Source organism: Methanosarcina sp. WWM596, assembly GCF_000969965.1.
In the GTDB taxonomy this organism is placed as follows: domain Archaea; phylum Halobacteriota; class Methanosarcinia; order Methanosarcinales; family Methanosarcinaceae; genus Methanosarcina.
This window is the reverse complement of sequence record NZ_CP009503.1, coordinates 2,017,030-2,038,215: the sequence shown is the minus strand read 5'-3', so window position 1 is coordinate 2,038,215 and position 21,186 is coordinate 2,017,030. Positions and strand designations below refer to the sequence as shown.

Here is a 21,186-nt window from a genome sequence, read left to right as displayed (position 1 = left end):
TTGAGTAAGTATATTTATATTTAAACCGGTTAATATTAAACTATCAACCAATAGATAGCTGGCAAGACAATTGGAACGAATTATCCAGAGATGAAAGGTTGAAGGGAAGTGATCTACACAGGAATCATCAGTGTGATCGAGCTTCGTTTCAGCAAATATTGTTAGTGGTCAATATTGTGGGAACAATCCAGAATCACTGGATTTAAGAAATCACCGGATTTCAGAACAGAGTCTTTTCATCGGTGTATAAATCTTTTTCATGCAATTGAACACAATCAGGAGTATAATTTATGAAATATAACAAATTTGATAGGACAAAAAAGACTCTTGCTATTTTGCTGATACTTTGTTTTGTATTGTCAGTGACAGTTGCGTCAGTAAGCGCAGCTGACAATAGTAAGTACGACAAGAGCAAAGAAGGCTACAACAAAGGCTACAACAAAGGCTATAAAGATGGCAAAAAACAGGGTCATAAAGACTGCTGGCAATATGGAAGCAAAGAGATTCTCAATAAAATACCCACTCCTTTCAACAAACCCAGCTGGACCAGAGACTACAAAGAAAGCTACAATAAAGGCTACAAAAACGGATATCTCGATAGCTACAATAAATGTAGATACGAATGCTTAAAATAAGGGCTAGTAGATACGAATGCTTAAAATAAGAGCTGAATGCTTAAAATAAGGGCTAGTAGATACGAATGCTTAAAATAAGGGGTAAGACCCCTTGAAAATAAAAATTAGAATATTGTAATCCCTGAGATAACACCCGGAACAGAGGATTTTCCGTTAAAAGTTATATTTAAATTGACTTCTTTAAGAACCATTTTCCGGGTCTTCTTAATCTGGTATTGGTTTTCAACTTTTTAACTTTTTTTCCTGTCTTTTCACAATCAAGGTTTTGCAAATTTTTATAAATATTTATGTCAATAGTGATAATTTTTGATACATCACATGTTTATATATTTCCATTTTATATTCATTATATATTTAAATCGGAATTAATAATAAATGAAATATTTATCTACTATCTATCCTTATTTAATTGTGATCAGTTGGGTGATCAATTAGATTTTATTTCACGAAGTAAAAATATTAATTGGGGTGTGGATTAATGGAATTAATTTTTGAAACGTGCTCGTGAATAACATAGTTCAGATCAGATCAAGGGGAATAAGATAGTCCAGATTGGATCATAGGGGCAAGTTATTGATCAAACCTGAAAAACGAATACGCCTCCCATATTCGGGAAAAGTACCCGATGTTCAGGAAAAATTCCCCTTATTTAAGAAAAATATTCTATATATAAGAAATATTTTCTATATATAAAAAAAATCTCTTATATTTGGGAAAATGTAGAGAGATTTTTTTGTTCACAATTCTTGGTAGCTAATCTCCACAATCTCATACAATACTGGATTTGCTGGTAAAAATGAATCTGAGGTTCTGCATTATTTTCACTGCTGCTCTACTCACTTTAGTGGCATCTGCATCGCTCACTTTAGGGGTACCTTTCTTAGAAGACAAAAACATCACTGCAACAGTCCACGGGACAACATATTTATGGGATACCCTTGAACCACTGAACGATACTGTTATCAATATAAATTCAGTTCCTCCCCAATCCATGGTAGCAAAAAACGGTGTGTATTCCTTTGAACTGGTGCCCGGAGACTATACTATTACAGCCAGGTTTTACCAGAACAATACCCTCATCTATTCAAAAGAAGCAACTTTCAAGATTGAAGATGAAGGAAATTATGTTTTCGATCTCTTGCTTTATCCAGTCTCCGAATATCCGGTAACAGAACCAATTTCAGCTAAAATGAATAACCCCAATAGCATGGCTCCTCCCGAACAAACCGGGACTAGCTCTTCAACTATAAGTTACCTTCCAATAGCCTTTACGCTTATTATTCTGTTCGGAGGGGGCTATAAACTTTCCAGCAAATACAAAAAGACGAATAAAAATAGGCTTCAGAAAGGAAAGTTCAATATACCCGGGTTTCTGGCAAAAGTCCCCGGTAAAAGTACTGGTTCGGAAGTGACGTCTGGATTCGGAAATATTGGGGAAGCTGTCTTCGTAACGGATCCAATAATAGAACCTGCAGGTAATTCTGAAATTGAAACTGCTGCTCTTAAAAAACCTCCTCTTTCTGCAGATCTGTGTGAAGTCCTGGATGTTATTCGAGGCCATAAAGGCAGGATTACCCAGAAAAATCTACGCAGCAAGCTGGAATATTCCGAAGTAAAAGTCAGCCTTCTGCTTTCAGACCTGGAAAAGAGAGGACTGATTAAGAAGTTCAAGAATGGACGTGAAAATATTGTGATTTTAACGGATGAGAAGCACTAATACTCACGTGCTACACTCACGTGCTACACTCACGCAATTGAAACTCCTCGGTTTCCTCTGTAATTCCCTCGTGTAATGCTTGGTTATAAGCAGTTACATTTCCAATAGCTCCTAAGGAAAAGATAGAACTAAGGAAAAGATAGAACTAAGGAAAAAAATAGAACTAAGGAAAAGATAGAACTAAGAAACAAAAAGAGAAGCCAGTGAGGGTTCACTTCATCCCCTGAAGCGGGGTATGCGTAACCCTCCACAGTCTGCCTCAGTGATGCCTACCAAAACTGCTGTACCAGCCACAGTACTGATTGTTCCACTTCTTATATTTTAGGCACCATTGCATATAAAGCTGGAACCATCTGTTGTAGTTTTTGTTCCAGGCATTGTAATTTTGGCCCCATCTCTTATAATTATTGTTATTTCTGTTCTTCCCATTCCATTTTTTCTTCTGATTGTCCCAGTTTTTCTTCTGAGTATCCCAGTTTTTCTTCTGACTGTCCCAGTTTTTCTTCTGACTGTCATATTTAGATTTTTCGTTGCCCCATTGCCGATCATTTTTATTAGGTGCTGCACTTACTGATGCAACTGTCACTGACAGTACGAAACAAACTGCCAGCAAAATTCCCAGTATCTTTTTCATTTTCAAGATCCACACACTCCATTAATTTATTTAACCCCTTTATTGATACTAAAATCAATACCGATAAATCTTCCAGAGTTTGAAAGCATCGGTTTTGTTCTTTAAATTGTCTTTCCGGCTATCTGCCGGCTGCTTAAATCAACTTTTATTCTAATTGCCTTACCGACTAGTTGCGGCTTGACAATTCTAGAATTGGGTAGATTAAATATAAACATACTTATAATAATAACCAGCTTAAAAAGGTTTAATTAATAAAATAAAAGTTTCAAAAGGTTTAATTCGTAAAATAAGAGTTTTTAAATTTTAAAAACTATTTATATCCGTAAATAACGTATTTAACACTTATAAAGCACCTTAAACTTTGAGTTCCGAAAGTGAGTTACTGAAAATCTCAGGCATAACAATCACTCTTCATTTTTCAGAACATAGGGGTTGTGTTTGTTTTTTCGAATTAAATCAATAATTTATCCCATTATCGTATATTATAAGTATTCTCAATTGGCCATCAGTTAAGGAATTTTCCTCCCTGAAAAATGAATTTATTTATGGGTAAAAAGGGTTTAAAAGGATTTATTTATGAAAATAATTTTTTCTAAACTTTTGATATCACATATCGTCACAAATCAGGTGTTAAATAAGCATAAAGCTCCTTGAAAATCGTATATTTTTAAAAAAAAGTAATATATTCGTTTATTTAGAGGTTTCAAGGCGCAAGCATAAAATACCGCTATTTCAATTGTTGAAAGCACAGATCTTCCGCAGTTTAACTGAAAAACCAGTGGCAATAGACTTAGAGCATCTAATATTATATTTGGTGAGTCGCTGGTTGCGGTAAGTTTCCAGAACTTCGGCGTACCAGCCTGAAAAATCACGCGTGGTTAAGCAGGATGACGTAGACACAGTCAGGCTGGACAACCATTCCGTCCTTGACCTCATAAACCGGCATCCATGTATAGCATCCTGTCAGGTGCATCCTGTCAGGTTGTGAGAATGCTCTTGTGGAAAGGAATAACAGGGGTTGGAAAATTCCCTGAACATATCAAAGATCTCTGCCTATATTTGAGGACTCTACCAAATTGATTAACTTCAATTTTTTGAAGATTGTGCAATTTAATTCAGCAGCAAGTTTAACTTGTTGTTTCACAATTTCTTTGAATTTATTTAATTCATGTGTGCTCTCGATATAATCCATTGGGACGGTCAAGCTTTTCAAATCATTCGAATTCAAGTGTGCAGTTTGCCCTGTAATCATACTTTGAATTTTTTCTTTCGTTGAAGGAAGTGATAAATAAATATATAAGAGGTAGGGATCAATTTTTTTAATATCAGGTCTTATTAGCATGACTTCGCCTACGTATGAAGCCTGACCACCAATCACCCCCGGGATTTCTTCTATAAAATCTACCTTTTCTGCGATGTATTTTGGGGAGTGAGCCGAGCTTGTTAATAAAATGTCATTCTTTTGAAGCATTAAATTTGTACTGCTATTTTCACGTTTCTTTTTTTCATCTTCGCCTATAAAATTTCTATCTCTGGGTAGCCAATCTATTCCTTTTCCTGTTAAATTTCCAACTTTCACCAAAAATAAACCTTCATCATTCTTACTATATTTGCTTCTTGGTGGGGTTCTACCTGTCCCAACATATGTAGTTAGCTCTCCCAATTTCATACAATCTTCAGACTCGAACCGTTTCAACATTAGTTCTCTAATATTTGATAACGTACTGCTTTTTTTTGTGGGACCTAATTGAATTAGTTTTAATTTTTTTTCACAGCCTTCACAATTATCTTTTAGGTTAGAAGCTAAATATGGTAATTCATTTCCGTCCCTAAATCTTCCAGTGCTATCATAACCTATATTTAATATATTTACATATTTTACAAAGGATTTTTCCTCCATTTCCTCCGGGTACGAATATTTTTTTGCAAATAATAATATGGTTGTTGTTTGAGTTCCCGAAATCTGGAATGTTTCCGCCGGCAGCACTACAATACTTTCAATGTAGCCATATTTGCTCAATTCTCTTCTCTCATTGAAAAAGGAAGAATTAGTTACTACACTTCTGGGTAGTACTATACCCAATCTACCCCCTGGTTTTAGTAATTTCATGCATTTTTCCAGAAAAACTAATTCACTATATTGCCTTTTTTTGTTTAAACATACTGAATATTTAGATAAATCATATTGGTCACTATCAAGAATTACTCCAAATGGAGGATTTGTAATTATTATGTCAAAAGAGTTTGCTACATACCAATCAATACTTCCCTCTTTAACGAATAAGGAGTCTGCAAGTTTGTTATGAAATATGCACTTTTCATCAAAACCTAAGTTCAGCTGAGCAAGTAATAGCATGCGAGGGTTTTTATCTAAGCCATATAATTCAAAATTTGAAATATTTGGGGAATTATTTTGCAAACGTTTGCAGGATTCTATCAAGAATGTTGCTGAACCACATGCTAAATCCAAAATTTTTTCTCCGGGTTTTGGATCAATATATTCAACAATGCTCTTTACGACTTCATCAGGAGTCAGAAATATTCCTAAACCTTTTCTAATATCAGGCGTTAGAAAAGTCCTTAAAGCTGCACTTTTTTTGTCTACAGAAATATCAGTTAGTGTGACATCTTTAAATATCTCATGTATTGCAATAAGTGCTTTTTTTGATAAGTTGAATTTTTTATTATTCCATATAGTTTCAAGCCATTCAACTCGTTCTAAATAATTATAAAGAAGTTTGTTCAATTTAGTATATTGTTCATTTTCCAGTATGAGAAAAGATCCGCTATCACACAATCTTTTCTCGCAATCAAGAATATCCCCCTTTATTTCACTTTGAGTTTTTAAAAATATATATTTCAATAATTCATCAAACGCTTCTTGAGGTTGCAATCCATCAATGTTGCGCATCATGTCATGCGCAGTTCGAAACTTACCTGAAAGCTCTTTAGTTGGGATAAATGTGGAAATAAACATAAACAAACCTCTAACGAATTAACCCCATTATTTAGTTAGAATTAATTCCATTATTTAGTTAGAATTAATTCCATCTTTTCAACATAAAAATCAAACTGTCAAACTAGGTTAAAAGATAATAACAAGAATTGAAGTGAAAAAACAAGAAAAGAAAAAGTGAGAGCATTATCTATCGTGAGAGCTGCGGAGAGACTGAACCAGATGAGAACGATAAGGTAAAGATTACAGTGGAAAAGGACTGCGTATTTACTCAAAAATTTCCGGGATTAATTTGTCCATGCATAAACAAAAAAAACAATCCTGTGGGCAGGCAACCAAAAGCCAATTAATGGTATAAAACAATATAAGTTAAATTTGCATGCTTTAAAGTGAACTTTATGATAACGGATCCGAATCTGACATTATTTCATATCATCAATGATATAGCTGGAAAGAACTTTGCTTTTGATACTACTATGATATTTGCAGCGCAGTATCTCATTTGTATTTTTGCTGCTTATCTTGCATATACCTGGCTTGCAAAAAATGAATATCGTCAGGAAGCTCTGTTTGCCGGATATGCAGCCCTTCTTGGCCTGGGAATAAATTTCATCATTACTCTGTTTTATTTTCACCCGAGACCCTTTATGATCCCCACCGGGACACTCCTTATCGCGCATGTCGCCGAGTCTTCTTTTCCGTCTGACCATGCTACTATAATGTTTTCTGTTTCCCTGATGCTCCTGACATCCAGAGATTTGAGGTGCAACGGGACGATATTATTCATACTTGCGTTCCTCAGCGGGCTCGCGAGGGTTTATGCAGGGCTGCATTTCCCTATGGATATGGCGGGTTCCCTGCTTGTCGCATCATTTTCTGTCGGGATATTGCTTGTCCTGAAAAAATATCTGATTCCTGTTAATCGCATATTGATTACCTATTTTGAAAATATTGAGAAGAAGCTCACAAAAGGTAATTTGAAAACATAGTAATAATTTTCTAATATAGCCCTTCTCATCAAAAGATTTTATCGGGGCTTTTTCAGGGTCAAATGTTGTTATGTCCATCAACAGCATGTTTTTCCCTTTCTTGTTGTTTGGATATAATTTAGCCCGTGTTTTTTGTTTATTGGTAGTTTTGGGCGCCTGTATTAACCAGTCATTATTTTCTTTTACTCAAAACCATCAACCAGGTAACATTGGACAAACGAAGGCTTAATCTCGCATAATTAGCACGCGTTCTTTTTTAGGATATCTTAATATTCAAAAAAGAGCACTCAGTTTTTAAGGTCAATTTCAATAAAATGAATGAAGAATTAATGAATCACTCTTCTGGTTTGAATGTAAATGCCCCATAATTATACAAATATTCGATACACATCATATACTTTTTAAATAATGGATGCATAATGCAAAAAGGTATACATTTTTAAATGAAAGGTTTCCGGGAGTATCAAACAAATGATATTAACGGTGGAAATAAAGCAATCCTCTATAAACTAATTAAAGCAATCCTCTATAAACTAATTAAAGCAATCCTCTATAAACTAATTTTAGTCGGAGATTTTGAGCAAAGGGCAAAAGGGCTCATTTCCACAAAGAAAGGGAACAGAAGCAGAAAAGTGAGGAAAAAATGGGGGACTCTAAAAGCTTCGAAGACAGCAGAAAGCTCAAAAGGGAAGTAAATGAACAATTAATTGGACAGCTTCTTTCCGATGATCCGAATCCTATCCTGAGAGTGGAAAAGGATGGTACAATAGTCTATGCCAATAGGGCGGCGTTTCCTTTGCTGGAAGACTGGGGAGTCCGGGAAAAGGAAAGAGTCCCTCAAGCCCTGAGGCACAGCATCCTGAGAGTGCTTGCTCTAAAAAGTCCGGAATACCTGGAGCTTACTGCAGGAAAAAAGATGTACTCAATAAAGCTCTTCCCCCTCTCCAAAGAGGGCTGCGTAAACATTTACGGGCTTGACATAAGCAGGCAGGTGGAAGCGGAAGAAAAAATCAGGCTCCTTCAAACGAAACTGGAAAAATTCGTTGAAAAAGGAGTCCCGGAATACATTAATGAAAACGAGAAACTTACTGAAGAAATTACAGAGAGAAAGTATATTGGCAAGGTCCTCCGAAACAATTTGCACTTTTTTGAAATCCTTTTAAATACAATCCCGGCCCCGGTCTTCTACAAAGACAGTGAAGGCAGGTACATGGGATGCAATGAAATTTTTGCCAGAAAGGTCCTGGGGCTGGCAAAAGAGGAAATCATAGGCAAGAAACTCTTTGAGATATACAGGGTACCTTTTTCCGAAGTCTCCCGAGAAATCCACGAGCAGGAACTGAAACTTCTCAGAAAAGGGGGAAACGATACCTATGAAAAAGAGCTGGTTTGTGCCGACGGAATAAAAAGGGATTATCTGGTGAACAGGGCGACTTTTCCCGATGAGAAAGGAAAAACAAACAACATGGTTGCCGTAATGCTGGATGTAACCGAATTAAAAAATACTGGCAAAGAAATCCGAAACAGTATTCAATTTTTGAACACTTTGCTAAATACCATGCCAAACCCCACCTTTTACAAGGATAAAGACGGCGCCTTCATAGGCTTCAATGAGGTCTTTGCAAACCAGATTCTCGGACTCCCGAAGGAAAAAATCATCGGAAAAACTCTACCATCCCTCTTACCATCCCTCTCATTATCTATCCCGGAAGAACTTACTGAATACTGCCATAGGGTAGATTTAGAACTGGCCAGGACCGGAGGGAACCGAAGCCAGGACTTAGAGTTACTCTGTGCTGATGGAAAAATAAGAGACTTCCTGATTAACCGGGCTGCATTTAAGAATGAGGGAGGGAAAACAGCCGGCATGGTAGGGGTTATGCAGGACATAACCCAGATTAAGAGGGCAGAAGAAACCCTTCGGAACACCGCAAATTTTCTGGAAACCCTTGTTGACGGCATCCCGAGCCCGGTATTCCAGAGAGACAAAGACGGGATTTACCTGAACTGTAACGAAACCTTTGCCAACCAGATTATGGGGCTTCTGAAGGAACAGGTCATAGGAGGATCTTTTGCCGAATTTCAGAAAAAGATCCCTAAAGATCTTGCAGAAATCTACCAGCTGTATGACCAGGAGCTTCTCAAGCAGGGGGGAAGCCATTATTACGAGACAGAGGTAGTCTGTGCAGACGGTGTAAAAAGAGATTTCCTTTTCCACAAAGCCACTTATGAAGACAGTTCCGGAAATGTGAGTGGGATTGCAGGCGTCATGCTGGACATAACCCCACGCAAGGCAGCGGAAAAACAACTCTGGAGAAGCGAGGAGAGGTACCGCATCGCTGCCGAGCAGACAGGGCAGATTGTATATGATTATTACATTGGATCAAAGCAGGTTGACTGGGCGGGAGCAATCAAAGAGCTTACCGGATACAGCCCTGAAGAGTTCAGGCAGGTAGGCCTCGAAGGCTTGGGGGACCATATACATCCTGAAGACCGGGAAAGGGCCTGGGAAGCCCATGAAAGGTGCATGAGAACAGGGGATAGATACCTTGAAGAATATCGGTTCAGGAGAAAGGATGGGATCTATTTCCATGTGGAAGACAGCAGCGTGTACCTCAGGGACAAAAGTGGCCGCATATCCAGGATCATTGGAGTACTAAAGGACATAAGCGAGAGGAAAATAGCCCGGGAAATTCTGGAGAAAAGTGAAGAAAGATTCCGGGCAGTTGCAGAAAGGACAGGACAGCTTGTTTATGATTATGACTTGAAGACAAACCGGAGTACCTGGGAAGGAGCCATTGAAAAACTAACAGGATACAGTTATGAGGAGTTCCAGAAATTCATTCCTGAGGTCTGGATTGAACACCTCCATCCGGAAGACCGTCAGAGGGCTGTTGAAACCTCTAAAAAATGCCTGGAAACGGGGGAAAACTTCCATAAAGAGTACAGGCTCAGAAGAAAAGATGGCAGCTACTTCTACGCAGAGGACAACGGCTTTTACATAAAAGACAAGGATGGGAAGGTCTACAGGACTGGCGGGGTAATAAAAGACATCACTGAAAGAAAGTCCGCCCAGGAAAAACTGGTGGAAAGTGAGGAGAGGTTCCGCATCGTTGCCGAACAGATTGGGCAGGGAGTCTACGACTATGATATTGAGAGTGACCGGTTTTCCTGGGCGGGCGCGGTAGAAGAGATCACCGGGTACGGCAGCGAAGACCCCCGTATTTCTACCAGGGACCTCTGGGAATCTCTTATCCATCCTGAGGATAGGAAGTGGGCAGCCGGGTACTACGAACAGATCCTGAAAGAGGGGAAAAATTACCAACAGGACTACCGGATACGAAGGAAGGACGGAAACTACATCCATGTGAAAAATAACGGGGTTTTCCTGAGGGATGAGAAAGGCCGGGTATATCGGATGCTCGGTGCAATAAAAGACATCACTGAAAGAAAGCTCGCCCAGGAAAAACTTGAGAAAAATGAAGAAAGACACAGACTGGCAGCTGAACAGACAGGCCAGCTTGTGTACGATTATGAGATTGAATCGGGAAAAACAGACTGGGCCGGAGCTATTGAGGAGATTACGGGATACGGCAAAGAAGAATTCCAGAAATTCGGAAAAGACAAATGGATTTCACACATACACCCCGAAGAAAGAATGCGGGTGGTCGAAAGCATAAAGAGGTCTCTGGAAACCGGGGATAGGATTCAAGAAGAATTCAGGTTCAGAAAGAAAGACGGCAGCTATTTCTACGTGGAAAACAGCGGAACGGTTCTGAAAAGTGAAAAAGGGCTCCCTTACAGGGTCATTGGAGTGAATAAAGATATAACTGAAAAGAAACTCGCTCGTGAAAAGCTTGAGAAAAGTGAAGAAAAGTACCGCATCGCAGTTGAACAGACGGGACAGATTGTATGTGACCTGGACCTGGAAAAAGGAAACATTGAATGGAACGGAGCCATAAAGGAACTTACCGGGTATAGTTATGAGGAGTTCCAGAAATTCACTCCCCAGATCTGGGGCAAACATATCCACCCCGAAAACCGTGAGTATGTGCTCAAAAATATAAAAGAGTATTTAAAGAGAGGGGGAAGGTTCAAGCAAGAATTCAGGTTCAGAAGGAAAGACGGGAGCTATTTTTACGTAGAAAACAGTGGAATCATTCTTGAGAATGAAAGAGGACAGACGTATAGGATCCTCGGGTTAACGAAAGATATTACGGAACAGAAACTTGCCCGTGAAAAACTTGAAAAAAGCGAAGAAAGGTACCGCCTGATTGCAGAACATATCGGACAGATCCTGTATCATGACGACTATAAGAAAGGGATAACTGAATGGTCAGGAGCTATCCCCAAGATTACTGGATATAGCATGGAGGAATTTCAAAAAATCAACACCAGTAGCTGGCTTGGGTTGATCCATCCTAAAGACAGGAAAAGAGTGAATTCGGCACATGAACAGTGCAGAAAAGAAGGAGGGAATTTCTTTGAAGAGTACAGGCTCAAAAAGGCGGACGGGAGCTATGTCACCGTAGAAGACGAAGGGGTCTACCTTAAAGGCGAAAACGGAAACATATGCAAGGCACTTGGAGTTATCAAAGACATTACAGAGAAGAAGCTTACCCAGAAGAAACTTTCGGAAAGTGAGGAACGCTTCCGGGTCGCTACCGAACAGACCGGACAAATCGTCTTTGAGCATGACCATGTGACTAACGTACTTACCTGGGGAGGAGCAGTCACCGAAATTACCGGGTACAGCATAGAAGAATTCCAGAAATTTGACAGCAAGATGTGGTTTGAACATGTCCACCCCAAAGACCGGGAAAGGGTTCTTGTAGAACTCAAAAAATTCCAGAAAAAAGACAGCCACTTCCGTGTGGAATATAGATTAAGGAAGAAGGACGGAAGCCATTTCGATGTAGAAGACAGCGGGATCTACCTGCGGAACGAAGAAGGGCAGATCCTCAAGGCTGTCGGGGTAATAAAAAACATCACTCCCATAAAGCTTGCCATGGAACAACTCCGGGAAAGCGAGGAAAGGTTCCGCATAGCAGTAGAGAAGACAGGTCAGCTTGTATACGATTACAATGTAGTTTCAGACCGTATAAAATGGGCAGGGGCTATTGGGGACATTAGCGGTTACACCCATGAAGAAATACATCAGCTTACGACCAGGGAACTCTGGAAAAAGCACATCCACCCAGAGGACTATGAAAAAGTAGTTACGTATTTTAGAAACGTTTTCAAGGCCGGTAAGAGTTATACTCAGGAATACAGGCTTAAAAGAAAGTCCGGGGACTATATTTACGTGGAAGATTGTGGAACTTATTTGAGAAACAAAGAGGGCAGAGTCTACCGGATGATCGGGGTGATAAAAAACATCACTGAGAGGAAACTTGTAACTGAAGAATTGCGTAGAAGCGAAGAGAGGTTCCGCATCGTTGCCGAACAGACCGGGCAGCTGGTATACGACTATGATATTCTGGAGGATAAAATAAACTGGACAGGAGCTATCAAAGAACTTACGGATTACAGTGAAGAGGAATTTAAAAATTTAATCAGTCTGGAGGACTGGAAAGAGTTCTTACACCCGGAAGACCGCAAAAGAACGGTTGATTCATATCAAAAGTGCCTGGAAAAGGGAGAAAAGTACCGTGAAGAATACAGGTTAAGGAGAAAGGACAGGACCTATCTTTATGTGGAAAACAGGGGAGTATTCCTGAAGGATGAAAATGGACGCATATACAGGATGCTCGGGACAAATAAAGACATTACACAGCTCAAGCTTTCCATAGAGAAAGTTAAGGAGAGCGAAGAGAAGTACCGTTCATTTATGCAAAACTTCAAGGGGATTGCTTTCCAGGGCGATATGTACTTCAATCCGTTTTTCATGCACGGGGCTCTGGAAGAAATCACAGGATACACGGAAGAAGAATTTCTTTCTGGAACTATTCTCTGGCCCCTGTTAACAGCTCCCGAAGACCGTCACCTGATCTATGAAGATGCAGTAAAAATGAGAACTATTCCGAATACCCTTATCGAACGAGAATACAGGATAAGGCACAAGAATGGAAAATTGCGCTGGATCTGTGAGCTCCTTCAGAACATCTCCGATTCTTCAGGGAAACCCGTACTTGTGCAGGGCTCTGTCTACGACATTACCGAAAGAAAGGAAGCAGAAGAATCCCTGGCAAAAATCGATGAGATCCGCAAAAAAGAGATCCACCACCGGATAAAAAATAACCTCCAGGTAATATCCAGCCTCCTTGAACTGCAATCCGACCAGTTCAGCGAAGAGAAAGTGGTAGAGGCATTCAGGGAAAGCCAGAACCGTGTGGTGTCCATGGCCATTATCCACGAAGAGCTCTACAGGGCAGGAGACACCGAAACCCTTGATTTTTCAGCCTATCTCGGGAAACTTACCTCGGACATTCTACGCTCATATATGGTCAGGCAAGAGGACGTAAAGCTGAAGCTGGAGGTGGATGAGGTATTTCTGGGAATGGACACGGCAATCCCATTAGGGATCATTATCAACGAACTTGTCTCTAATGCCCTAAAACACGCTTTCCCTCCCGGAAGGAAAGGGGAAATCCAGATTACCCTCTGCCGGAAAGATATCAGCGAAAATAAAAACATAGGTAAGATCGCAAATAATAATAGTAAAGGGAATTTAATCAAGAGGAGTTACCTGTATAAACTGGTCGTTTCAGATAATGGGTTGGGTTTTCCGGAAAACATCGACTTCAGGAATACGGATTCACTGGGCCTGCAGCTAGTAAATATCCTTGTAGAACAGCTGGAGGGTACAATCAAAATGGAGAAGAACAGAGGAACTATATTCAGGATCAGTTTCACGGAAACCAGATAAGGAACCCATTATAAGCAAAAGAATATACATTATTCTAAAAAGTGAAGCCCGAATGAATATATAAATACCATCCAGATTATTTAATTATAGCAGGGGGTAGTTATCACGCCAAGAGTAGTTCATTTCGAAATACATGCAGAAGATGTTGCAAGGGCAAAAAAGTTCTACGAAGATGTTTTCGACTGGAAGATAGAGAAATGGGAAGGCCCAATAGAATACTGGAATATAACAACCGGAGAACAAGAAGATCCAGGAATTAATGGCGGCTTGATGAAGAGGCAGATAGAAGAACCGGGAGCAGACACTCCGATAAGCACCTATATCTGCACAATAGATGTCCCGGACATCGATAAATACCTGGATCGGATACAGAAGCACGGCGGCAAAGTGACTATGGAAAAGAGTTCCATACCCGGCATAGGCTGGCTTGCATATTGTCTCGACACAGAAAAAAATATATTCGGGATAATGCAGCCTGACATGAATGCCAGGTAATTCTTTATTTATTTTTTATATTCAACCTTTATTTTTCTTACTCAGCTCTCGTCCCTTATTCTGCTCTGGATCGCAAAAGCATCCTCATCGGAAGCCTTGATTTTCAAATAACTCACCCTTGCATAAATATCTCCGAAGCACGTCTAAAGCTCGTTAAAGGCTTTTCTTTTTCTGGCAAGAGAGATACAGAGCAGGTCCAATTCCGGCAGCCCATAGCCCAAAACATAACGAAAAAGGTTAAATGAAAGTTAATTCTGCCGTTTTTCTGGAATTCCCGGACGGATATGTATTATCTTTTTAGTGAGGTAAGTTATGATATTGTATTTTTCTCACATCCATTTTACAGTTGTTATAATAATAGGGATAGTTTTATGGGTATCATTTTTATGATTAATAATTTCATCGGATTCGGTGTATAAACGTATGTCTACTGAAGTTTTACGGTCTGGAATTTCCACTATAGTTGTGTTTGTAATTTGTTTATCCATAGTTACCTTAAATGCATATTCTCTATTTTCTCCTTGGAGCCTTACTTTTAAAGGGCGGGATAGGGAAACATCACTTTTACTTTTAAGAATGTATGTTTTATTTATTATTGATTTATTATTTTGATCAAATACTTCAACTGTTACTTCATGACTGTTGGTATCGTGATTGTGTATTACAAAAAACGGTGCTGCTGATCCTCCGAATATAAAAGGAATGAGTATGGGAAGAGATATGTAGAAAATTATAACTGTTATCAGGAGAACAGCTATAATAATAAATTTATTCCTTACATTATTGGCCAACTAAATCACCTCTACAATCTTGTATTTCTACAAACTTTTAACTATAACAGAACTATAACAGAGCGAATCCAAAAATATAAAAAAATAAAAGAGAATTTAATATTCAAACTCTTAATAATTCTATTATTATATCCAGCTTTTTAGGTTGCTTCCACACACCTCACAATGTCATATCCTAAACCATCTTTACCTCTAAAAATCCAAACAGGTTTATAGTAAGATTGATCCTTGCCAGTCGTTTCTGAGTAATAGCCAATTTCGATTTCATTAATTTCAATTGGATATTTTTCAGATCCAGCTAGCTTTTCTACAGTTTCGTTCTGCCTTAGTTTTTCTATAGCAGAGTTTGCATCAATTATGGATACTTCACCAGCTTTTTCGACTTCTCTCCAAGTTTTAAAGAAATAGACAATCTCCTCATTTTCTCCAATGCACACTTCCATTGAGTCCCCAGGTCCGACAACCGGGTAACTATCGAGGTTTCGATTATAGGAGACTCTTACGAACACAGGTGTTTCTTTTTCAACAGTATTTGTATCTTCATTTATCGTTTTGATAGTATACGTGTCCAGAAAACTTATATAAGCTCCTTCTAGCAAGTAGTTTCGTTCATCAAGGAACTCATTTGCAATTTTGACAGCTTCCTCTTCAGAAGGAAGAGATCCTCTAGGCTTAATGACTTTATCCACGTTTTCGTGGATTTTATCTTCCTTTAACACCTTATAATATGGAAGGGTTTCTTCCACTTCAGGAACTGAAGCGTTGATGACAATTTCGTCATATGATCCACAAGCCTTGCTTTCTATTGTATCAGAAAAGGCTTCGTCACTTGCTTCTGATTCTGTTACACAATGAATAGTACATGCTCCAAGAACAAGCATTAGAAGTGTTAATGAGATCATTTTATTCAAATCAACACCTCCAAGATCCATATGCATACAAATTATCATCTGGATATTCATCTGATTCCATGGTACCTTGGCCATTTAAGTGGTCATAGACATATTGATCATCAGTGTCTGCTATCATAGCAGCTCTTACATCTGTACTATACGCTTCCCTTTAATACTGGAAAAGGAGTTTTCTCTTTTTCCGAACGTGGAGGCTTTCCTGTTAATGGGAGATGTTGCAATCAAAGCCGTCAACTACATTGCCAGTAGAAACGGAGAGGGAAAAGTGATTCCCGCCGGGTCCACTTACAAGCTTCGAGGCAAAGATTACTTTTTCAGGGGAAAGAGAGCTTTTCCGTCTTACCTGCAAGCAGGCCCCAGTTTTTTCATCGAAAAGAGCAAAAGAAAGATGATAGCCGAAGACATTGCAGCCTCTTTGAGCCTTATCAGGTAATCAAAGAGACCAAAAGTCCAGAGGAATCAAAGCCCGGAGGAATCAAAATCCCAGAGGAATCAAAATCCCAGAGGAATCAAAAAACTCAAGGGGATCAAAACCTTCAAAGGAACCAGAACCAGGTCGAAAGCATGAAAATTCTCACATTCGGAGAAGCCCTTTTTGATATCATCAAAGGCACAGCCCATTTAGGAGGTGCCCCCCTTAACCTTGCAGCCCACCTTGCAAAATTGGGAGCAAAACCGGCTGTACTCACCGCAGTCGGAAAGGATGAGCTTGGTAAAACTCTCCTTGCCAGAGCTGAAGAAATGGGAGTCGATACCTCATACATTCTGATTGATGAAAAAAGGCCAACCGGAACCGTTACTGTCAAACTTAAAGACGAAGGAATCCCTATTTTCATGATAAATGAAGGGGTGGCCTGGGACGCGATTACTCCGGACGAAAGGAAATTTGAAGCGCTTGCAGCTGAGGAATGGGACGTTTTCTGCTTCGGGACCCTTGCCCAGAGGTCGGAAGAAAACAGGAAGATGCTGAAAAGGCTGCTTTCGGAAATAAAAGCAAAACACTTTTTTTACGATATAAACCTGAGAACCGGATTTTACAGAAAGGGATGGATCTTATCTTCCCTTGAACACTGCACAATCCTCAAAATGAATGAAGAAGAGGCAGCAAAAATTTCTGGTATGCTTTTTGGTACCACGTATGCCTGTAGAACTCTCTGCCGCCTGCTTATGGACAGATACCAGAAAATATCCGTAATCTGCATAACAAAAGGACCTGAGGGAGCAGCTGTCTATCAGGATGGAGTTTATGAGGAAATTAAAACCTCACCTGTAGAGGTTGCGGATACAGTCGGAGCCGGAGATGCTTTTTCTGCGGGCTTTTTGTACACCTATCTTTCAGGGTACGGAGCTTTAAAAGCCACTTCAATAGCCTGCATCCTTGGAACTTATGTAGCGTCGAAACCGGGGTCGGTGCCGGAGTATTCGGAAGAACTTATGAAAGAACTGGGAATTTTAGAGTGAGAAAGGAAATCTTCTTTCCTGCAAGTCTTAGAATCTGAAATAGAAGGATTTTGTGAGTCTAATTCCATTCCCGCACTAAATTAGGAGGATATAGGTAACTCAAAAAAAGTGTACTCTTTTGTATTAGCCATACATAGTTATTTTTTTGGAAAATATCTTTAACAAAAATTTCCTCTCTTTTTATGGCGGCTTCATGACAAACTTCTGCATATTAAAAAAATATAATATCAACGTCAGTCAGTTCATTTTCGAAATATTTATATGCCGCTGATATTTACATATCCTAGCTTAATAGTGAGATCCGCGGAAAATGTCAAAAAATATCTGCTGATAAATTGCTCTATTTTGAAAACAAAAGAATAATAGGGCTTTTTGAAACCCTATTGCAAAATAGCTTCCAGCAAAACAGGGATTGAAACAATAAAAAACAAAGGAGGAAAATATATAAAAAGAAGTGAAGATGATTGGGATAAGGAACTTAAGCCAGACATGAAATACTATCGAGGCTGGCATTTGATAGTTCTGATCACTCTTATGCTTGTCAACGTATATATAGAAATTAAATGGCTTTTCTTTAGCTAAAAATTGCAAAACAGCTTCCACACACTGTATTACCAGGGTAATAGGTATCTTCAAAAAACGCAACGCACGTGTAAGGATTATGCACAATCTTTTTTTTAGAAAGTTGCTCTAGCCAAAAATTAGTTCATTTCTATAAAGTCAGAATAATAAAAAACAATTTTTTTGTACAGAACAGGGCTTTCGGATAGTCTCTTAAATTTGGATAGTCTCTTAATTTTGGATAGTCTCTTAAATTTGGATAGTCTCTTAATTTTGGATAGTCTCTTAATTTTGGATAGTCTCTTACATTCCAGAGAGGAAAATGGTAGACACTTCTATCTCATTGCTTCAAACAAATCCACAATTTTCAGCCCTGATTATAATTCTGGTACTGTGGGAGCTTTTCTGGAAGGGTATAGCTCTATGGAAGGCAGCACGAGAATCTCAGAGATACTGGTTTATTGTTATACTCTTTTTGAATACGGTAGGTATTTTACCTATCCTTTATATTTTCGTATTTAAGGAAGGGAAAAAGGGAATATAAATCAAAAAGATCAAATTACACATCTCACCGATATTCAGAAAATTAGTTCAAAAGTAGATGATAAGGTTTTGAGTCCCTATTCTCAAGTCCCTACCTGCGATCCAACCTCTACCTGCAGTCCTACCCATCGATTAAAAGGAAACCCTATTACCCTTAACCCATACATCTTTATAAGTACTTTTTATGTCGTGCCAACACATTTATTTTTGTGACGACCAATAAAATAACCTACACATACGCCTTTAACGAAACCAATTAAACCGGCGCCCATAACAACACAAAAAGCTATTTTTGCAGCTTTTTTGCACACTCTTTTAACCCCATCCATCGATACACCTCTATTAGTTTAATTTTCGATTAAATTTTTCTTTATTTCATGTTTTCTAATATTATAATGCTAGATACGTAAGTACATTTTGTCATGCTTGGCATATTACTGAGATCTGCGCGCCAGCAAAAAGTATGACATATTTTTTTTAATTGTAAATATAGTCTCAAAACTCTCACATATCGCAACAATCCCTTTCGCTTAAAGGGCTGCTTTCGGAAATAAAAGCAAAAAACTTTTTCTACGATGTAAACCTGAGAACCGGATTTTACAGAAAAGAATGGATCCTATCTTCCTTTGGGCACTGCACAATCCTGAAAATTAGTGAAGAAGAGGCAGCGACTATTTCCTGTATACTTTTTGGCACCATGTATGCCTGTAGAACTCTTTGCCGTCTGCTTACGGACAGGTACCCGAAAATATCAGTAATCTGCTTTACAAATCCAGGATTTTGCAGTATTCGAGTTTCAGGGTACTGAAAACCAGCTTTAAGCTTTTGTCTATGAAGGTTTGGAGGCTTTCGCATAGAAAGCCGTTTTTCTCCAGGTCCCACACCCTACTTTTGCAGCAGGGGTTCACCTGCGTTGTTTGAGTAAAGAACTTTCCTATCTTTATTTAGACGAAGCATATTATGATAATAGACTCAAATCGATGAACTAAAAATATATAGGTATCTATGACATATATTTACTACATAGGAAATCTATTTATAGATGCCAAACAACTATACTATGTCGAAGAGAAACCAAAAACTAGACAAAAATAAAAAACAATCGTAAATTAAAATAAAAACAGGTGATATAAATATGGAAAAACTTAGAAACTTAATTATCAAGAACATAGCAATATTCAATAACGCATTTCCAGATAGGTTCTGCCATAGCCCGGATGTAATCTCCGCGATCTCATACGACTATAAATTCACTTACGGACAGGTCGAAAACGAGATTGAAAAGATGGTCCATGAAGGGGTTCTTGATGCAGACCTTTCCGACTGGGATGGAATAAAGCTCTTATAAGAACAGGCTACCCCCATAAGGGAAAAAGATAAGAAAGAAAGCACAAACCAAAGCGTAACGAAACTCTGGATTAGATCAAGTATTCAATCACTTAATAGGGCATTTGATTGCCTTTCTAGAATTTGATCACGTAAACCAGTATTTAAGTCGGGTTAAGAAAATAATACAGCGAGAACTTCAGCGGAAGTTTCGCCAGTAGCTACTTCTTCTCCTTTAAAACCTTTTAATTCATAGAAATTTTCATTCAGGGACAATTCTTAGAAGCGGACACTGCGAATAATTAATCTTCTTTTGATAATACCTCTTTGCATGTTCCACAAGAAGAGCATGGTATTCCTGATAGATGGCCAGGTCTTCCGGTAAATTTTCTTCAAACAGAGACTTGATTTCTGAATATTTTGCTTTCTCTTCAGCCAGGCCAAGATTGCTTAGAACTCTTCTGGTGTATGCATCAACCACAAACGAGGGCTGTTTAAAGGCGTACAGCAAGATTGAATCGGCAGTTTCGGGCCCAACACCTTTTATCGAGAGCAGTTCTTTCCGCTTAGGCATTCTGCTTTTCAAATTCAGAAACCACTCGGCAAGGATTTTGAGACGCATTGCTTTCTGGTTATAATATCCTGCAGGCTTTATGGCTTCTTTTAAGGTTTCTGAGTCAAGGGATAAAAGTGCTTCCGGAGAAAGGGAGTCCATTTGCCTGAGGTTGATGAGCGCTCTTTCAACCTGCTGCCAGCTCGTATTCTGCGTAAGCAGGGCTCCGCAAATAATCTCAAATTGCTGACTCTCTGTATGTGGATAGGTGTAGTCTCCGGGATGATACCCCCGGATAGATCCTGTTTTTGTGGGATTTGTCCCGCTACTGTCTTGAAGTTCTGTTAAAGGCCACCAGCCCTGAGGGCCGTATGAACCAAAGAGGAAGCCGTAGATCTTACGGATAACAGGTTCATTAAAGGTTCTTCCGGAACTGAGGTTCTGAACACTCTTCTTCATTTCAACACATCTATATCAGGGAATTCCATTTTAATTCTTCCATATCCAGAATATCTGGAACTTGTTTAAAAATATCCTTTCAAAATGTTTTGATGCAATTCTACTTTAAATTGCCTGCTCTTTAATCAGAAAAAAGGTAAAGTTTCTCAGTCTGCCGGTCTGAAGGCAGGTGAGAAAATATTGAGGTGAATAAAATTTTGGACTATAATCATCAAATGTTTGACCATAATTATTAGATGTTATACTATAAATATTAAATGTTTGACTATAATTATTAAATCTTATAC

General features: G+C 38.8%; 15 protein-coding genes. 9 read left to right on the top strand and 6 right to left on the bottom strand.

Annotated features, from left to right (window positions below):
- The first annotated feature begins 290 nt into the window (after positions 1-290).
- Together MSWHS_RS08985 and MSWHS_RS08980 are read left to right on the top strand one after the other, a co-directional pair.
- Positions 291-635, top strand: a complete 345-nt coding sequence (locus MSWHS_RS08985; RefSeq protein ID WP_048127811.1) for a hypothetical protein — start codon at positions 291-293, stop codon at positions 633-635.
- 844 nt (positions 636-1,479) lie between these two features.
- Positions 1,480-2,352: a winged helix DNA-binding protein gene (locus tag MSWHS_RS08980; protein WP_231585685.1), complete on the top strand. Its 873-nt coding sequence runs from the start codon at positions 1,480-1,482 to the stop codon at positions 2,350-2,352.
- A 259-nt stretch (positions 2,353-2,611) separates the two neighbouring features.
- Here the strand turns inward: MSWHS_RS08980 and MSWHS_RS08975 are convergent, their stop codons facing one another.
- Positions 2,612-2,986: a hypothetical protein gene (locus MSWHS_RS08975; protein WP_048127815.1), complete on the bottom strand. Its 375-nt coding sequence runs from the start codon at positions 2,984-2,986 to the stop codon at positions 2,612-2,614.
- A gap of 1,039 nt (positions 2,987-4,025) precedes the next feature.
- Positions 4,026-5,963 carry an N-6 DNA methylase gene (locus MSWHS_RS18460; RefSeq protein ID WP_052722667.1) on the bottom strand — a complete coding sequence of 646 codons (1,938 nt, stop codon included), beginning with the start codon at positions 5,961-5,963 and terminating at the stop codon, positions 4,026-4,028.
- A 377-nt stretch (positions 5,964-6,340) separates the two neighbouring features.
- Between MSWHS_RS18460 and MSWHS_RS08965 the strand changes: the two genes are divergently transcribed.
- The 3 genes from MSWHS_RS08965 to MSWHS_RS08950 all read left to right on the top strand — a co-directional run bounded on the left by MSWHS_RS08965 (position 6,341) and on the right by MSWHS_RS08950 (position 14,294).
- A complete protein-coding gene (locus MSWHS_RS08965; protein WP_052722666.1) occupies positions 6,341-6,931 on the top strand; it encodes an undecaprenyl-diphosphatase in 591 nt (196 codons plus the stop codon).
- Between the two features lie 643 nt (positions 6,932-7,574).
- Positions 7,575-13,799: a PAS domain-containing protein gene (locus tag MSWHS_RS18455; RefSeq protein WP_052722665.1), complete on the top strand. Its 6,225-nt coding sequence runs from the start codon at positions 7,575-7,577 to the stop codon at positions 13,797-13,799.
- A gap of 102 nt (positions 13,800-13,901) precedes the next feature.
- Positions 13,902-14,294 carry a VOC family protein gene (locus MSWHS_RS08950; RefSeq protein ID WP_048127818.1) on the top strand — a complete coding sequence of 131 codons (393 nt, stop codon included), beginning with the start codon at positions 13,902-13,904 and terminating at the stop codon, positions 14,292-14,294.
- Positions 14,295-14,623: 329 nt separating this feature from the next.
- Here the strand turns inward: MSWHS_RS08950 and MSWHS_RS08945 are convergent, their stop codons facing one another.
- Positions 14,624-15,085 carry a hypothetical protein gene (locus MSWHS_RS08945; RefSeq protein WP_048127821.1) on the bottom strand — a complete coding sequence of 154 codons (462 nt, stop codon included), beginning with the start codon at positions 15,083-15,085 and terminating at the stop codon, positions 14,624-14,626.
- Between the two features lie 140 nt (positions 15,086-15,225).
- Positions 15,226-16,017 carry a hypothetical protein gene (locus MSWHS_RS08940; protein WP_156148116.1) on the bottom strand — a complete coding sequence of 264 codons (792 nt, stop codon included), beginning with the start codon at positions 16,015-16,017 and terminating at the stop codon, positions 15,226-15,228.
- Between the two features lie 58 nt (positions 16,018-16,075).
- Between MSWHS_RS08940 and MSWHS_RS21505 the strand changes: the two genes are divergently transcribed.
- From MSWHS_RS21505 to MSWHS_RS22310, 3 genes are all read left to right on the top strand, one after another.
- Positions 16,076-16,429, top strand: coding sequence for a hypothetical protein (locus MSWHS_RS21505; protein WP_231585684.1), 354 nt, complete (start codon positions 16,076-16,078; stop codon positions 16,427-16,429).
- A 131-nt stretch (positions 16,430-16,560) separates the two neighbouring features.
- Positions 16,561-17,457, top strand: a complete 897-nt coding sequence (locus tag MSWHS_RS08930; protein WP_048127825.1) for a carbohydrate kinase — start codon at positions 16,561-16,563, stop codon at positions 17,455-17,457.
- Positions 17,458-18,340: 883 nt separating this feature from the next.
- On the top strand, positions 18,341-18,562 hold the full coding sequence (locus MSWHS_RS22310) for a DUF5652 family protein (RefSeq protein WP_048127829.1): 222 nt from the start codon (positions 18,341-18,343) through the stop codon (positions 18,560-18,562).
- Between the two features lie 181 nt (positions 18,563-18,743).
- Here MSWHS_RS22310 and MSWHS_RS21500 read toward each other — a convergent pair whose 3' ends face one another.
- Positions 18,744-18,890, bottom strand: coding sequence for a hypothetical protein (locus MSWHS_RS21500; RefSeq protein ID WP_156148118.1), 147 nt, complete (start codon positions 18,888-18,890; stop codon positions 18,744-18,746).
- 806 nt (positions 18,891-19,696) lie between these two features.
- Here MSWHS_RS21500 and MSWHS_RS08910 point away from each other — a divergent pair.
- A complete protein-coding gene (locus tag MSWHS_RS08910) occupies positions 19,697-19,909 on the top strand; it encodes a hypothetical protein (protein ID WP_048127833.1) in 213 nt (70 codons plus the stop codon).
- 240 nt (positions 19,910-20,149) lie between these two features.
- On the opposite strand, the gene MSWHS_RS08905 is transcribed toward MSWHS_RS08910, so the two are convergent.
- Positions 20,150-20,899, bottom strand: coding sequence for an endonuclease III domain-containing protein (locus MSWHS_RS08905; RefSeq protein ID WP_048127835.1), 750 nt, complete (start codon positions 20,897-20,899; stop codon positions 20,150-20,152).
- Between the last annotated feature and the right edge of the window lie 287 nt (positions 20,900-21,186).

Excerpts from the sequence above, each read along its gene's own strand:
- MSWHS_RS18455 (WP_052722665.1), top strand. The coding sequence starts at position 7,575 with ATGGGGGACTCTAAAAGCTTCGAAGACAGCAGAAAGCTCAAAAGGGAA.
- MSWHS_RS08965 (WP_052722666.1), top strand. The coding sequence starts at position 6,341 with ATGATAACGGATCCGAATCTGACATTATTTCATATCATCAATGATATA.
- MSWHS_RS21500 (WP_156148118.1), bottom strand. The coding sequence starts at position 18,890 with ATGGATGGGGTTAAAAGAGTGTGCAAAAAAGCTGCAAAAATAGCTTTT.
- MSWHS_RS18460 (WP_052722667.1), bottom strand. The coding sequence starts at position 5,963 with ATGTTTATTTCCACATTTATCCCAACTAAAGAGCTTTCAGGTAAGTTT.
- MSWHS_RS08940 (WP_156148116.1), bottom strand. The coding sequence starts at position 16,017 with ATGGATCTTGGAGGTGTTGATTTGAATAAAATGATCTCATTAACACTT.
- MSWHS_RS08910 (WP_048127833.1), top strand. The coding sequence starts at position 19,697 with ATGGAAAAACTTAGAAACTTAATTATCAAGAACATAGCAATATTCAAT.
- MSWHS_RS08985 (WP_048127811.1), top strand. The coding sequence starts at position 291 with ATGAAATATAACAAATTTGATAGGACAAAAAAGACTCTTGCTATTTTG.
- MSWHS_RS22310 (WP_048127829.1), top strand. The coding sequence starts at position 18,341 with ATGGTAGACACTTCTATCTCATTGCTTCAAACAAATCCACAATTTTCA.
- MSWHS_RS08905 (WP_048127835.1), bottom strand. The coding sequence starts at position 20,899 with ATGAAGAAGAGTGTTCAGAACCTCAGTTCCGGAAGAACCTTTAATGAA.
- MSWHS_RS08930 (WP_048127825.1), top strand. The coding sequence starts at position 16,561 with ATGAAAATTCTCACATTCGGAGAAGCCCTTTTTGATATCATCAAAGGC.
- MSWHS_RS08975 (WP_048127815.1), bottom strand. The coding sequence starts at position 2,986 with ATGAAAAAGATACTGGGAATTTTGCTGGCAGTTTGTTTCGTACTGTCA.